At 69.3% G+C, this 14,132-nt stretch carries 13 protein-coding genes and 1 pseudogene; 12 read left to right on the top strand and 2 right to left on the bottom strand.

The annotated features are described in order from the left end of the window. Positions 1-86: 86 nt before the first annotated feature. Positions 87-728 (bottom strand): SCO6745 family protein, encoded by a 642-nt coding sequence (locus AC0699_RS38080; RefSeq protein WP_478670573.1) that lies wholly within the window; start codon positions 726-728, stop codon positions 87-89. A 43-nt stretch (positions 729-771) separates the two neighbouring features. Further along, positions 772-1,608 carry an alpha/beta fold hydrolase gene (locus AC0699_RS38085; RefSeq protein WP_478670577.1) on the bottom strand — a complete coding sequence of 279 codons (837 nt, stop codon included), beginning with the start codon at positions 1,606-1,608 and terminating at the stop codon, positions 772-774. A 298-nt stretch (positions 1,609-1,906) separates the two neighbouring features. On the opposite strand from AC0699_RS38085, the gene AC0699_RS38090 reads away from it, so the two are divergent. From AC0699_RS38090 to AC0699_RS38145, 12 genes and pseudogenes are all read left to right on the top strand, one after another. Then, the gene (locus tag AC0699_RS38090; RefSeq protein WP_478670582.1) at positions 1,907-3,106 is read left to right on the top strand and encodes an acetyl-CoA C-acyltransferase; all 1,200 of its coding nucleotides are present in this window, start codon (positions 1,907-1,909) and stop codon (positions 3,104-3,106) included. Beyond that, positions 3,106-3,732 (top strand): HAD family hydrolase, encoded by a 627-nt coding sequence (locus tag AC0699_RS38095; protein WP_478670587.1) that lies wholly within the window; start codon positions 3,106-3,108, stop codon positions 3,730-3,732. The genes AC0699_RS38090 and AC0699_RS38095 overlap by 1 nt, the downstream gene beginning before the upstream one ends. A gap of 156 nt (positions 3,733-3,888) precedes the next feature. Next, positions 3,889-4,464 carry an AMP-binding protein gene (locus tag AC0699_RS38100; RefSeq protein WP_478670591.1) on the top strand — a complete coding sequence of 192 codons (576 nt, stop codon included), beginning with the start codon at positions 3,889-3,891 and terminating at the stop codon, positions 4,462-4,464. Then, on the top strand, positions 4,355-5,254 hold the full coding sequence (locus tag AC0699_RS38105; RefSeq protein WP_478670620.1) for a class I adenylate-forming enzyme family protein: 900 nt from the start codon (positions 4,355-4,357) through the stop codon (positions 5,252-5,254). Before AC0699_RS38100 ends, AC0699_RS38105 begins: the two co-directional genes overlap by 110 nt. Then, positions 5,217-5,426, top strand: a complete 210-nt coding sequence (locus AC0699_RS38110) for an AMP-binding enzyme (RefSeq protein ID WP_478670625.1) — start codon at positions 5,217-5,219, stop codon at positions 5,424-5,426. Before AC0699_RS38105 ends, AC0699_RS38110 begins: the two co-directional genes overlap by 38 nt. A 294-nt stretch (positions 5,427-5,720) precedes the next feature. Beyond that, a complete protein-coding gene (locus AC0699_RS38115; RefSeq protein ID WP_478670595.1) occupies positions 5,721-6,413 on the top strand; it encodes a TetR/AcrR family transcriptional regulator in 693 nt (230 codons plus the stop codon). A 258-nt stretch (positions 6,414-6,671) separates the two neighbouring features. After that, positions 6,672-7,406 (top strand): SDR family oxidoreductase, encoded by a 735-nt coding sequence (locus AC0699_RS38120; protein ID WP_478670599.1) that lies wholly within the window; start codon positions 6,672-6,674, stop codon positions 7,404-7,406. Between the two features lie 179 nt (positions 7,407-7,585). Continuing rightward, entirely contained in the window at positions 7,586-8,815 is a 1,230-nt protein-coding gene (locus tag AC0699_RS38125; RefSeq protein ID WP_478670603.1) for an acyl-CoA dehydrogenase family protein, read from the top strand. 1 nt (position 8,816) lies between these two features. After that, the gene (locus AC0699_RS38130; RefSeq protein ID WP_478670607.1) at positions 8,817-9,599 is read left to right on the top strand and encodes an SDR family oxidoreductase; all 783 of its coding nucleotides are present in this window, start codon (positions 8,817-8,819) and stop codon (positions 9,597-9,599) included. 31 nt (positions 9,600-9,630) lie between these two features. Next, positions 9,631-10,625: pseudogene (locus tag AC0699_RS38135) on the top strand (phosphotransferase family protein). 618 nt (positions 10,626-11,243) lie between these two features. Then, on the top strand, positions 11,244-13,664 hold the full coding sequence (locus tag AC0699_RS38140; RefSeq protein ID WP_478670611.1) for a SpoIIE family protein phosphatase: 2,421 nt from the start codon (positions 11,244-11,246) through the stop codon (positions 13,662-13,664). A 68-nt stretch (positions 13,665-13,732) separates the two neighbouring features. Beyond that, the gene (locus tag AC0699_RS38145; RefSeq protein WP_478670615.1) at positions 13,733-14,029 is read left to right on the top strand and encodes a hypothetical protein; all 297 of its coding nucleotides are present in this window, start codon (positions 13,733-13,735) and stop codon (positions 14,027-14,029) included. Positions 14,030-14,132: the final 103 nt, after the last annotated feature.

Raw genomic sequence — 14,132 nt, forward strand, 5'->3', positions numbered from 1 at the left:
CCGGAGGACCGGGCGGCCATTCTCCTTGAGCCATCAGCGGCAACCTCGCATCAGCCACACCCGGTCCTCCCGGACCGCCAACATTCTTAAGGACCTCGCATGCGCAGTCGCTCCTCGACGTCGGCCCACTCCTCCTCGGGCCATGCGCGGCTCGCTTTGAGGAAGCCGACGGGAACCTCACCGGTGGCGGCGTGCAGAACCAGGGCTTCCAGGCCCCCGACGCCCTCGCTCAGCAGGCACGCCACATGGCCGTCCCCACGGAACTCCCGGAGCAGCGTCTGGGCGTGCCACAGTTGCAGCACCGGATCCTCCGGCCATGGCAGTGCGGCATGCGCGGCGAACAGCGGGCGGCCCTGCGCATGTTCGCAGGCCGCCTCGGCGGCCCTGCGGGTCAGCGCCAGGATCTCGTCCAAGTCGGGCAGCTCGTGGATTCCCGCCCGCCGCAGGGCTTCGCCCGCCGAGGCGTACCGCGCGTCCAGTACTTGCTGCGGCGTCGCTGTGTCCCAGGCCCCGTCGACCGCCCGCCGTACGAGATCGGGGTTGAAGTTGTAGAAGGTCGAGATGACCAGCTCGGCGGATGCTCGGCCGAACGCGGCGCTCCGGGAGGCGAAGTACCCGGCGTGTCCGCCCAGTCCGAGGTCCGCGTACCGTCGCCTTGCCTCGGGGACGAAGTAGATCATGCCGTGCACGGGCTCGAGCCCGCGCCAGGCCGCGCGTGCTGACTTCATGGGTCACCTCTCCGGGCAGTCGACGAACGGGGGGCGCTGCGGCTCACTGCTCGCCGTGCGCTCGCAGATGGTCGAGCAGCAGGCGGCTCAGCGTTTCGGGCGCCTCCTCGGGGACCCAGTGGCTGACGTCTTGGAGCGTCTCGAACCGGTACGGCCCGGTAACCCACCGCCCGGTCTCCTGTGCCGCGGCCGGGCCGAACGCGCTGTCCTTCGTGCTCCAGACGTACAGCGTGGGCACGTCGACGACACCGATCGCGCCGTTGGGGCGGCCGGCCCGGTACCAGTTCAGCGCGGCGGTGAGAGCGCCTGGCTGGGACAGGTGCCGTACATAGGCCTCGGCGCTCTCCTGGGGGATCTTTCCGGCGTAGAGGGAGCGCAGCACTTGGGCGTCGTCGGCGAGCATGCGCTCTTCGGTCGCCGGTGTTTCGCGCCAGTCGAGCATGTAGTGCGAGCGCCCGCGCTGGTCCTGGTCGGTGCGCAGGGTGGTGGCCAGAGCGCCGGGGTGGGGGGTGGAGACAACGGTCAGGGTGCGTAGGCGGCCGGCGTGGGCGTCAGCGGTCCACCAGGCCACCGCCCCTCCCCAGTCATGGCCGACCAGGTCGAACGTCGCCCAGCCCAGGTCCTCCGTGATCGCGACCACGTCGTCGACGAGATGGCTCATGCGATAGTCCTCGGGCCGCTGGGGGCGGGCGCCGGGGGAGTACCCACGTTGGTCGGGCGCCACCACCCGGTGACCGTGCGCGGCCAGGGTCGCGATCTGCCGCTGCCACACCAGCCCTGTCTGCGGGAAGCCGTGCAGCAGCACCGGGCGGCCCTCGGGCGGACCAGCCACGATCGCGTCGAACGTGCCCGCACGAGTGGAGATGCTCAGCTCGGTCACGATCCACCTCTTCATACCGACTGGTCGGTAAGCCTTCAGGTGGGGGAGCGGGCTGTCAAGAGCCTTTGGTTGAACATGACGCCGAATTCAACTATAACCGACGGGAGGCCGGCTTCTCGTCACCCCTGTGACCACGTCTGATGTCGCAGGTCGGTGGAGGGCGCGGTCAACGACCGCCCCTAGTGCCCCAGTTGGCGTTCGGCCCCGCCCGCAGGCATCGAATCCGGCGCAGTGGAGCTCGGAATTCCGGGCCCAAAGCTTCCGGATGAACCGGACCAAAAGGAAGCAGTGAGGCGACATGAGGGAAGCAGTCATCGTTTCGACGGCACGGACGCCGATCGGAAAGGCCTACCGAGGCGCGTTCAACGACACCCAGGCGCAGGAGCTCGCCGCCCATGCCCTCTCGCACGCGGTACAGCGGGCCGGGCTCGAGGGGGGAGAGGTCGAGGACGTCATCCTCGGCTGCGCCGTGCAGCAGGGGTGTGCCGGATTCAACGTCGCGCGGCAGGCCGCCCTGCGTGCGGGATTTCCTGACGCTGTGTCAGGAATGACTGTCGACCGGCAGTGCTCGTCGGGCCTGATGGCCATTGCGACGGCCGCCAAGCAGATCGTCACGGACGGCATGCAGGTCACTGTCGGCGGCGGTGTCGAGTCGATCTCCCTGGTGCAGAACGACCATATGAACACCCACCGCATGGCGGATCCCTGGCTGGTCGAGCACAAGCCGAGCATCTACCTGCCGATGTTGCAGACGGCGGAGATCGTCGCGGAACGCTACGGCGTGAGCCGGGAGCGTCAGGACGAGTTCGCGCTGGTGTCACAGCAGCGCACCGCGGCGGCGCAGGAGGCCGGCCGCTTCGACCGGGAGATCGTCGCGCTCAGCAGCGTCAAGAAGGTCCTCGACAAGCAGTCCGGGGAGGTGCGGGACGCGGAGGTCACCCTGACCCGGGACGAGGGCAACCGCGCGTCGACGACGCTCGAAGGCCTGGCCGGGTTGGCGCCGGTGCTCCCCGACGGTCAGGTGAGCGCGCATTCCAGCGTGACGGCGGGCAACTCCTCGCAGTTGTCGGACGGGGCTTCGGCGTCGGTGTTGATGGACTCGAAGGAGGCCGAGCGCCGCGGACTGGAACCCCTGGGCGTCTACCGGGGCATGACCGTCGCCGGTTGCGGGCCGGACGAGATGGGCATCGGCCCGGTGTTCGCCATTCCGAAGCTGCTGAAGCAGCACAACCTCACCATCGACGACATCGGCCTGTGGGAGCTCAACGAGGCGTTCGCTTCCCAGGCGCTGTACTGCCGTGACGAACTGCACATCGACCCGGAGCGGTTCAACGTCAATGGCGGCGCGATCTCGGTCGGCCATCCGTACGGAATGACCGGCGCCCGCCTGGTGGGGCATGCCCTCATCGAGGGCAAACGCCGAGGTGTCCGGTACGTGGTGATCTCGATGTGTGTCGGCGGCGGAATGGGTGCAGCCGGGCTGTTCGAGGTCGCCTGATGGGAAAGGACCGAACTGCGCTCCTGGTGGACTTCGGCGGGGTCATCACCTCCAGTGTGCTGCGGGCTTTCACCGACTTCGGCGCCTCGCTCGGCGGCGACCCGCGCCTGCCGCTGAACCTCCTCGCCCGGGACCGGCCCTCACGCACCCTCCTGGCCGACCACGAGTGCGGCCGCATCGACGCGGAAGCCTTTGAGCGAGGATTCGCCGAGCGTCTCCGCGTCCACGGCGCCGATGTACCGGCCGAGGGGCTCACGGCCCGAATGCAAGCGCGAATGTCGATCGACGAGGACATGCTCGCGCTGCTCGGTGAGCTTCGAGCCCATGGCCGTCCCGTGGCGCTGGTGTCCAACTCGTTCGGCACCGGGACCTACGACGGTGTCGACCTCGCTGCTGTCGCCGATGTCGTCGTCATCTCCTGCGAGGTCGGGATCCGTAAGCCGTCCCGCCGGATCTACGCGATCGCATGTGAGCGCCTCGGCATCGACCCCGAGGACGCAGTCATGATCGACGATCTGCAGCAGAATCTCGACGGAGCGGCGCGGATCGGAATCGGGGGAGTGCTGCACACCAGTGCCGCCGACACCCGCCTCCAACTCGCCGAACGCTTCAGGATCACCACCTGACGGACCGACCGACCGATCGGGCGCAGTGAGATCGGTCAATACCGCGTCTGCGGCCACGCCGTCCGAGGACTTGATGTCGAGGCCGGGCCGAATCAACTGAACGGCGAGGGTGAGACCCGCACCGTCACCTGCTCAGATCCCCGGAAGGCACTGCCAATGACCAGCGTTTTCGATCCCGTGTCCCGCCACGCGGCCGCCACCCCCGACAACATCGCACTGCGCGGTGGCGCGGATCAGTGGACCTACGGTCAGCTCCGCGACGCGAGCGTACGGTACGCGGGCGCCTTGGCCGCCGCGGGCCTGTCCCCCGGGGACCGGGTGCTGCTCGCAGCGCCGCCGGTGCCCGAGTTCGTGGTGGCCTACCTTGGGACTCAGGCCGCGGGCTGTGTCGGGGTGCCGGTCAACACGATGGTCACCCGGGCCGAGGCCGAGTACGTTCTCGGCGACGCCGGGTGCTCATGGGCGAACGCATGGCACGTCCTCGGCCCCGCCGTCGCCGAGGCGGCTGCGGCGCTCAAGGTGCCCTTCCGGACGGTTCCGGACGCTGTCCCCGGGCGCGTCGGTCACCGGTGCAACCCCTGCCGACGTCGTCGACCGGGACGGCGACGAGACCGCGGCCATCCTGTACACCTCGGGCACCACAGGGCGGCCGAAGGGGGCCCAACTCACTGTCGGCAACCTGTTGTCCGCCGGGGAGATCGGCGCCGAGTGCAGCCGCGCCTCGAGCCCTGACCGCACCGGCACCGGCCTCCCGCCGTTCCACGTGTTCGGCCAGGCATCGGTCCTGACGGCGACCCTGACCGTGGGCGGCTCGATGTCGTTGCTGGCCCGATTCGACCCGGCGTCGATGCTGGAGATGCTGCGCCGCGACAGGCGCACCATCATGGCCGGCGTACCGACCATGTGGAACGCGCTGCTGCACGCGGCGGGCGACGCGAACCCGGCGGACTTCGCCCAGCTCCGTGTCGCTGTCTCCGGCGGCGCTTCGCTGCCCGGCGAGATCGCCCGGGCCTTCGAGGTCCGCTTCGGCTGCACCCTCCTCGAAGGGTACGGGCTCACCGAGACCACCGCGTTCGGCACCTTCAACGACATCGACCGTGGCGGCAAGACCGGGTACACAGGCAGGGCAGTCCCGCGGCTGCAGGTCCAGGTGCGTGACAACGACGGCAACGAGTGCCCGTCGGGTACCGTCGGCGAGGTCCACATCAAGGGGCCCACGGTGATGCGCGGCTACTGGAACCGCCCCGCGGACACCGCCGCGGCAATCTCACCCGACGGCTGGCTCCGGACCGGCGACCTGGGCGAAACCGACGCGGACGGCGACCTGCGCATCGTCGACCGTGTCAAGGACCTGATCATCCGCGGCGGCTACAACGTCTACCCCGGTGAGGTCGAGGAAGTTCTTTACGAGCACCCCGACATCGTCGAGGCGGCCGTGAATCGGCGTTTCCGACGACCACTACGGCGAGGAGGTCGCCGCGCTCATCGCGGCCCGGCCCGGTTCGGAACTCGGTGCCGCTGAGGTGTCGAGCTGGGCACGAGAGCGGCTGTCCGCCTACAAGATCCCGCGCATCGTCCGGTTCGTCGACGCGCTGCCCAAGGGCCCGACGGGGAAGATCCTCAAGCGGTCCATCGACCGTACGGCTCTGACCCGCGACACCGCGCTCGGCGACGCTGCGGCCCGCCGCCACTGAACCTCGGAAACCACGACATCAACGGTGCGGGTCCAGGCGGACCGGCACGCCCCGGGCGGTCGTTGGGGACATCGTCGTCGGACTGAAGTCCGCCCGCGCCGGCCCGGACCCTGTGCGCCCGGAGCTCCGCCGGTCCTCGAACGAACCGCCGGGTGTCGCCGAGCTGGTCGTCTCCGTGGCGGTTGAGGCGGTCCGGAGCACCGACCGACCGGCTGGCCTCGGCCTCGCCGCCTGTGCGCCCCGCACACCTTGGGGGTTTGTGACTATGACGTCGGATTCAAGTACAGTCCGGGGATGGACACCACTGTGCCCGAGGAGATCGACGGCGAGCAGGCACCGCCCATGGCGCCCCTCTCGCAACTTCGCGAGCCGCCTACGACGCAGCGCGGAGCGCGGACACGGGCCGCTTTGGTGAAGGCCGCGCGCAAGGTGTTCGAACGGGACGGCTACCTCGACACCCGCCTGACTGACATCACCAAAGAGGCTCGATGCGCGGCGGGATCCTTCTACACCTACTTCGCCAACAAGGAAGAGGTGCTTGCCGCCGTCCTCCTGGAGGCGCAGGAGGACATGATGCACCCCGGCATGGGCCGGGTGCAGGGTACCGACGATCCCTATGCGGTACTCGAGGCGAGTAATCGCGCGTATCTCGAGGCATACAAACGGAACGCGAAGCTTATGGCACTGCTTGAGCAGGTCGCACAAGTGGAGCCGGAATTCCGTGAGTTCCGAAGGCGGCGCGGGGACGCGTTCATCCGCCGCAATGCCCGCGGCATCGCCGACCTGCAGGCGCGGGGTGTCGCAGACCGTGAGGTCGATCCGATCATGGCCTCCCGTGCGCTGTCGGGCATGGTCAGCGTCATGGCCTACAACGCCTTCGTGGTCTGTGAAGGGCAAGAAGAAGCTATGCCGGTGGATTTCGAGGAGCTCGTGTCCACGGTCACCCGGCTCTGGGCGAACGCCCTGCGGTTCCCCGGCCACCACTGATCCGCCTGCCTCATGACACCCGGTACCGCCGGGTGTCTCCTCTCCTTCTCGTCTCTTCCACGGACGTGACGATCGCGCCAGGCGCATGGCCGTTCCCGTGGAGCCGAGCTCCTTGCCGATCCGTTCGGTGAGCCGCTCATACACCCTGGGGCAGGCGGCCTTCTCCGCGTGGTGTCGTGCGCCCAGCTATTGAACCTGACGTCAGATTCAACTATACAGAGCGAGGCATGGTACGCCCCGCCGCGGAGAGGGTTCGCTGTGAACGTTGCACAAAGAGTCGCCATCGTCACCGGTGGTGGTGGCGGTATCGGCAGCGTGCTGGTCGCACGGCTCGCTCGCGAGGGTGACCGGGTCGTCGTCGCAGACCTCGACGCGGAGACCGCGCGAGCGGTGTCGGAGAGAGTCAACGCCGACCGTCCGGGAAGCACCGTCAGTGCCGGCGCGGACGCCTCGGACACCGCTCAGATCCAGGAGCTGATCGCCCTGGCGGAGAGCACGTTCGGTCCGGTCGACCTCTACTTCGCGAACGCCGGCATCGCCGGGGCGCCCGGCCTCGACGCGAGCGAACAGGACTGGGACCTCTCGATCGACGTAAACCTGCGAGCCCACGTCCGTACGGCAACGCTGCTGGTACCGAGGTGGCTCGAGCGGGGTGAGGGTTACTTCGTCAGCACCGCCTCGGCGGCGGGGCTGCTCACCCAGATCGGCTCCGCCGCGTACGCCGTCACCAAGCACGCCGCCGTCGCCTTCGGCGAATGGCTGAGTGTCACCTACGGCGATCGGGGGGTCCGTGTCAGCTGTCTGTGCCCCATGGGGGTGAACACCAGGCTGCTGTTCTCCGGGGAGGACTCCGGGGACGCACTGGGAAGAGCAGCGACGCGGTCAGTCACCTCCGCGGGTGACGTCCTGGAGCCGGCTGAAGTCGCCGACGCCGTCCTGGCCGCGATCGAGGACGAGCGCTTCCCTGATCCTGCCGCACGAAGACGTTCTTGAGATGTACCGGCAGAAGGGCTCGGACTACGACCGGTGGCTGCGCGGGATGCGCCGCTACCAGAGCTCCCTGCTGGCGCAGCCATGGCCGGTGCGCCGGACGAGCTCGTCCTCGCCGGACACCGCGAACCGGTGCTGGTGCGCCCGCCGAATTTTTCCCTGCCTACCCGTCAGGAGTTCGGATGTCCCTGTTTGAGATGTCGGACCGCGCCAAGCAGTACCAGGCGGATCTGCTCGAGTTCATGGATGCACACATCTACCCCGCTGAGGCGGTGTACCACGAGCAGATGCACGCGTCGGGTGACCCGCACTTCCACCCGCCGATCATCGAGGAACTCAAGGCGGAGGCGCGCCGGCGCGGACTGTGGAACCTCTTCCACCCGCACCCCGAATGGGGCCTGGGGCTGACGAACCTCGAGTACGCGCCGCTGGCGGAGATCATGGGGCGCAGCCACATCGCCTCCGAAGCCTGCAACTGCAACGCTCCCGACACCGGCAACATGGAGGTGCTCACGCTGTTCGGCAGCGACGAGCACAAGGAGAAGTACCTCAAGCCCCTCCTCGACGGAACGATGGCCTCGGCCTTCGCGATGACCGAGCCGCGTGTCGCCAGCTCCGACGCCACCAACATCGAGTTGCGGATGGCGCGCGACGGCGACGAGTACGTGCTCAACGGCCGCAAGTGGTTCGCGTCCAACGCCCTGCACCGCAACTGCAAGGTGCTTATCGTCATGGGGAAGACGGACCCCACCGCTGCCCCGCACCGGCAGCAGTCCATGATGGTCGTCCCGATCGACGCCCCCGGCATTACGGTGATGCGCGGCCTGCCGGTGTTCGGCTACCAGGACCGTGAGGGGCACGCCGAAATCGACTTCACCGACGTACGCGTGCCGGCCAAGGACCTCCTCAAGGGCGAGGGCGAGGGTTTCGCGATCAGCCAGGCCCGGCTCGGGCCCGGTCGTATCCACCACTGCATGCGAGCCATCGGCGCGGCCGAGCGGGCGCTGGAGCTGATGTGCCGGCGCGCGCAGTCAAGGGTGACGTTCGGTCGTCCGGTTGCCGACCGGTCCAACATCCAGGACTGGATCGCGGAAGCGCGTATCGATATCGAGATGATCCGCCTGCTCACGCTCAAGGCCGCGTATCTGATGGACACGGTCGGGAACAAGGAAGCGCGCACCGAGATCGCCGCCATCAAGGTGGCCGCCCCGAACATCGCGCTGAAGATCATTGACCGCGCGATCCAGGTGCACGGAGCAGCAGGAGTGACCGAGGACTTCCCGTTGGCGATGATGTACGCGCAGCTGCGGACGCTGCGGCTGGCGGACGGTCCCGACGAGGTCCACAAGCGGGCCATCGCCAAACAGGAACTGCGGCAGTACCGCGACGCGGCCACGACAGTGGTGAACTGAGATGGCAGGACTCGATCTCACCGGTCGCACCGCCGTCGTCACCGGCGCCTCGCGCGGTATCGGGCTGGCGATCGCCCAGGCCATCGCCGCCGCCGGCGGAAACGTCGTCCTCACCTCCCGGTCCCAGGAGGCGGCGGATGCCGCCGCGGCCAAGGTCGGGGGCACAGCGGTCGGCGTCGGTGCGCACGCGGTCGACGAAGATGCGGCCCGGCGCTGTGTCGATCTGACGCTCGAACGCTTCGGAAGCCTGGACATCCTCGTCAACAACGCGGGCACCAACCCGGCCTTCGGGCCGGTCATCGACCAGGACCACGGTCGGTTCGCCAAGACCTTCGACGTGAACCTGTGGGCTCCCGTCCTGTGGACGGGTCTGGCCACGCGGGCCTGGATGGGCGAGCACGGCGGTGCGGTCGTCAACACCGCGTCCGTCGGCGGCATGGCCTTCGAGGCGAACATCGGGTTGTACAACGCGTCGAAGGCCGCACTGATCCATCTCACCAAGCAACTGGCCCTGGAGCTCTCGCCGAAAGTTCGCGTCAACGCGGTGGCACCGGGTGTGGTGCGCACCAAACTGGCCGAGGCTCTGTGGAAGGAGCACGAGCAGGCCGTGTCCGCCTCGACGGCACTCGGGCGCATAGGAGAGCCTGCCGACATCGCCTCGGCGGTCGCCTTCCTCGTCTCGGACGCCGCTGGTTGGATCACCGGCGAGACCATGGCGATCGACGGCGGGCAACTGCTCGGTGACGCGCTCCCGTTCAGGCAAGGAGCCGGCACCGGTGTCTAGCGCGGACATCGCCGGAATCGACGCCGGGGCGGTGAACCGCTGGTTCGAGACCCTCGGCGTCGACTTCGCCGAGCTGTTGACCTTCGACCGGATCGGGCTCGGCCAGTCGAATCTGACCTACCTGGTACGGGACCAGGACGGCCGCCGGTGGGTGCTGCGGCGCCCACCGCTGGGTCACCTGCTGGAGTCGGCGCACGACGTGGCCCGCGAGGCGCGGATTCTGACCGCGCTGGAGGGCACCGCCGTCCCGGCCCCGCGGGTGCTCGGGCTGACCGATGATCCTGCCGTGACCGACGTCCCGCTGCTGCTCATGGAGTTCGTGGACGGCCAGGTCGTCGACAGGATGTCGATCGCGCAGTCGCTGATGCCCGAGTGCCGCCGGGCGATCGGGATGTCGCTGCCGCGGACGCTCGCGAAGGTCCACGCGGTCGATCTCGAGGTGACCGGCTGACCGGTCTGGCCAGCCACAAGCCGTATGCTCAACGCCAGCTCAAGCGGTGGTCGGGCCAGTTGGAGAAGTCCAGGACCCGCGAGTTGCCCGCCCTCGAGGACCTCACCCGGCGTCTGGGCGCGGCCGTCCCGGAGCAGCGCGAACTCACCCCCGTACACGGCGACTTCCATCTGCGCAACGTCATCACCTCCTGCGACAGCGGGGAGGTGACCACGGTGCTCGACTGGGAGCTGTCGACCCTGGGGGACCCGTTGGCGGACATGGGCAGCCTGCTGGCGTACTGGCCGGAACCGGGAGAGGAGACCGGGGGCGCTTTCGCCGCCTCAGTCCTCGAGGATTTCCCGGACCGTGCCGAGCTTGCTCAGGTGTACCTGGCCGAAACAGGCCGGGACCCGGCGACACTGACATTCTGGCACGTGCTGGGGCTGTGGAAGGTGGCCGTGATCGCCGAGGGCGTGATGAGGCGGGCGATCGACGAACCGAAGAACAAGAGCGCGACGGGCATGCCCACCGTGGAACGCATCGATGCGCTCGTGGACAAGGCACGTCGAATCGCCGGCGAAGCCGGGATCTGAAGCGGGGGCCCTGCGGGGCTGCTCAGCTGGTCACCACGACCTCGTCCTGGCCTCCGGAGCCCGGCGCACGTGTGGCCCTCCCAGGCGTAAGGGTCGGCGCGTCCGGCGTCCAGAACTGCCGAACAGGAGTCCCGGATGTCTTGTGAGGGCAGGCGTGGGCCAATCGCTCCGTCGTGATTCGCCCTATCGAGCCATGCATGAGGCGACGTGACGATCCGTCCGTTCCTCGTGATCAGGAGACGACGGCATCCCGCCCGGCCGACGGGACGCGTGGGAGCCGGCGGCCGGGCCTCGTAGGGCCAACGGGAACCGCACAGCGTTGGGTGGAGGTAGCTGTCCAGCCGACGCGGAGGAGCCACACCATGCGCGGTGTCCGCCGCGTCCGGGGCCATCATGCCTGCCCTAACCCCCCATGTCCGCCACGCCGTGCCACGCGGTGGGCGAGGCCGCCGCCCCACCGGGTTCAATAGGCTTACATGGCATCAGCAGGTCAGCGTGCATTCTGGAACGCCGAGCCACCGCCCGGGATGCCGTCACGCCGGTCACTGGCTGCGGTCAGGACCCGCGGCAGAACCCTGGCGACCGAGGACAAGGTGGTGTCCAGCGGTGGAGAAGCGGATGACGGAGCTCAGCGAAAGCCACGACGATCCGTTCGCCCTGCACCTCGCCGCCTTGGCGGTGCTCGACGACCGGGGAACCGTGATCGCATGGAACCGGCGGGCCCAGGAACTGCTCGGCCACCCGGACACAGCCGTGATCGGTCGTCCGGCGTCCGAGGTCCTTGTCGATCCCCGAGATCTGCCGGCTGCTAGCGACGCCGCGGCGAACTGCAGGAGGTCCGGTGGCTGGTTCGGGTTGCTCACGGTGCGGCACCGCGACGGGCGGCTCGTGGAGATGGGGCTCAGGGCCCAGGCGCTCTCGCGCGACGGCCGGGTCCGTGAGTGGTTTCTCGCCGGGGCACTCGCGGCTGACGTCCTGGAGTGGCAAAGGGACCGCGCGGTTCTCGACGGGTTGTACCGCCGGTGCCCCATCGGCCTGGTCGTCCACGGCCCCGACCTGAGGATTCTCCGGGTCAACCGGGCCATCGAACGCTTCAGCGGCGTCCCGGCAGCGGACTTTCGGGGGATGCCCACCGGCAGTCTCCTCGTTCCCGACGACGCACGCAGGGCCGTGGACCGTGTGCGCCAGGTGATGGACACCGGGAGGCCGTTGGTCTACTCCGAGCAGTTCGTTCGCCTGCAGCAGGATCCGGCACGAGAGCAGGTTGCGATGGTCTCGTCCTTCCCGATGGAGGATCCCTCCGGCCGCATCCTGGGTGTGGCCGAGATGATCGAGGACATCACCGAACGCCACCGGGCCCAGCGTCGGCTCGCGCTCCTCGACCAGGCCGGCAGCCGTATCGGAACCACCCTTGACGTGGCGGAGACCGCCCGGGAACTGGCCGAGGTGATGGTGCCTCACCTCGCCGACCACACGTCAGTGGACCTCCTTCGGACCGTGACGCGCGGTGAGGAACTGGCGCGGGCCCTGGTAGGGCCGGTGGTGCGCCTGGGCGCCTGCAGCGTCGGTGCCCAGCAAGCCGGCCCGCCCCACCCCCAGGGCGAGCCGGTGGAGTTCGCGCCGGACACACCCCAGGCAAGGTGCCTGGCCGAAGGGCGGCCCGTCCTCGAACCCGTTCTCCCGCCCGATTGGTTCTCGACGGAAGGCCGCCAGGGGGCCCACGCTCCCGATCTGGGCGCCCACTCACTGATTGTGGTCCCTCTTGCCGCACGTGGCCTGGTGCTGGGCGTGATGAGCCTGTGGCGTTCGCGCCGCCCTGATCCCTTCGAGGCGGACGATCTCACCCTCGCCCAGGAACTCGCCTCGCGTGCCGCCGTCGCCATTGACAACGCCCGGCGCTTCACCCAGCAGCAGCAGACCGCGTTCACCTTGCAGAGCAGCCTTCTGCCCCGGGCGGTCGCGGACCAGTCCGCCGCGGAGGTGGCCCTGCGGTACCTGCCGGCCAGTGCTGCCCCGGGCCTGGGCGGCGACTGGTTCGACGTCATTCCCCTGTCCGGGGCCCGGGTCGCCCTCGTCGTCGGCGACGTGGTGGGACGCGGCATCCATGCTGCCGCCACGATGGGCCGGCTGCGTACCGCCGTACACACGCTCGCCAGCCTCGACCTGGAACCGGACGAGGTTCTCTCCCGCCTGGACGACCTGGTCAACCTGCTGGCGGCCGAACAGGAAGCAGCCGGCGAACGGCCGGTGGGCGAGCAGGTCGTCGGTGCCACCTGCCTGTACGCCGTGTACGACCCGGTCTCCGGGCGGTGCTCCGTGGCCCGCGCCGGCCACCCACCGCCGGTGGTGACCGCTCCGGATGGACAGGTGGCTCTGCTGGACCTGCCCGCCGGCCCACCGCTCGGCCTGGGCGGCCTGCCGTTCGAGGCTCGGGACGTCGAACTGGCCGAGGGAAGCCTGCTTTGCCTGTACACCAACGGACTCATCGGCGAACGCCACATCGATGCCGACGTCGGCCTGACCAGGCTGTGCGCAGCGCTCACCCGCCCTGCGGACGCGCTGGAACGGACATGCCAAGCGGTGGTCGACTCACTCGTGCCCGCGCGCCCCGGCGACGACGTCGCGTTGCTGATCGCCCGCAGCCGTATGCTGCCACCGGACGATGTCGCCTCCTGGCGTCTGCCGCTGGAGCCTGCCAGCGCCGCGCGGGCCCGGGCATTGACCTCGGCCAAGTTGAGCGAATGGGATCTGGAGCACCTGGCGTTCACGACCGAGTTGATCGCCAGCGAACTGGTCACCAACGTCTACCGGTACGCCAGCGGTCCCGCGACCCTGCGGCTGATCCGTGAACGGCGTCTGGTGTGCGAGGTCAGCGACACCAGCCACACCTCACCCCACCTGCGCCGCGCCCGAACCACAGACGAGGGTGGGCGCGGCCTCTTCCTGGTGGCCCAGATGGCCGAACGCTGGGGCACCCGCTACACCCGCGAGGGCAAGACAGTGTGGACCGAACAATCACTGGCCGGCACGTTCCCCTGACGTCTCAAGGCCTGCCGGGGACCGCCAGTTCTCCCAGGAACGACCAGTCGTGCTGCGGAACGGTCACGTTGACGCGCGTCTTCCAATTACGGGGCGTCACGGTCCAGGTCGTATGCCCGCTGGGTGTGCGTACCGAGATGTACGAGCGGTCGGACGCCGCCGCGAAGGAGGTGCTCGGCGCCTCGGTGCTCGACCCGGAGGACGTGGCCGACGAGGTGATGAAGGGGCACGCGGACGGGCGCTTCCTGATCCTTCCCCACGCGGAGGTACGCGACCACTACGCCTACCGCGCGACTGACACCGACCGGTGGCTGCGCGGGATGCGGCGCCTGCGCCGGCGTATCGACGACGTCGCCGCAGGCTGAACGCGGCACGGGGCGGGGGGGGGGGGGGGGGGGGGGGGGGGGGGGGGGGGGGGGGGGGGGGGGGGGGGGGGGGGGGGGGGGGGGGGGGGGGGGGGGGGGGGGG

It is taken from the genome of Streptomyces sp. NPDC043870 (assembly GCF_056435785.1).

Coding starts and splice junctions, on each gene's coding strand:
- AC0699_RS38080 (WP_478670573.1), bottom strand. CDS start 728: ATGAAGTCAGCACGCGCGGCCTGGCGCGGGCTCGAGCCCGTGCACGGC.
- AC0699_RS38090 (WP_478670582.1), top strand. CDS start 1,907: ATGAGGGAAGCAGTCATCGTTTCGACGGCACGGACGCCGATCGGAAAG.
- AC0699_RS38095 (WP_478670587.1), top strand. CDS start 3,106: ATGGGAAAGGACCGAACTGCGCTCCTGGTGGACTTCGGCGGGGTCATC.
- AC0699_RS38100 (WP_478670591.1), top strand. CDS start 3,889: ATGACCAGCGTTTTCGATCCCGTGTCCCGCCACGCGGCCGCCACCCCC.
- AC0699_RS38115 (WP_478670595.1), top strand. CDS start 5,721: ATGGACACCACTGTGCCCGAGGAGATCGACGGCGAGCAGGCACCGCCC.
- AC0699_RS38125 (WP_478670603.1), top strand. CDS start 7,586: ATGTCCCTGTTTGAGATGTCGGACCGCGCCAAGCAGTACCAGGCGGAT.
- AC0699_RS38130 (WP_478670607.1), top strand. CDS start 8,817: ATGGCAGGACTCGATCTCACCGGTCGCACCGCCGTCGTCACCGGCGCC.
- AC0699_RS38140 (WP_478670611.1), top strand. CDS start 11,244: ATGACGGAGCTCAGCGAAAGCCACGACGATCCGTTCGCCCTGCACCTC.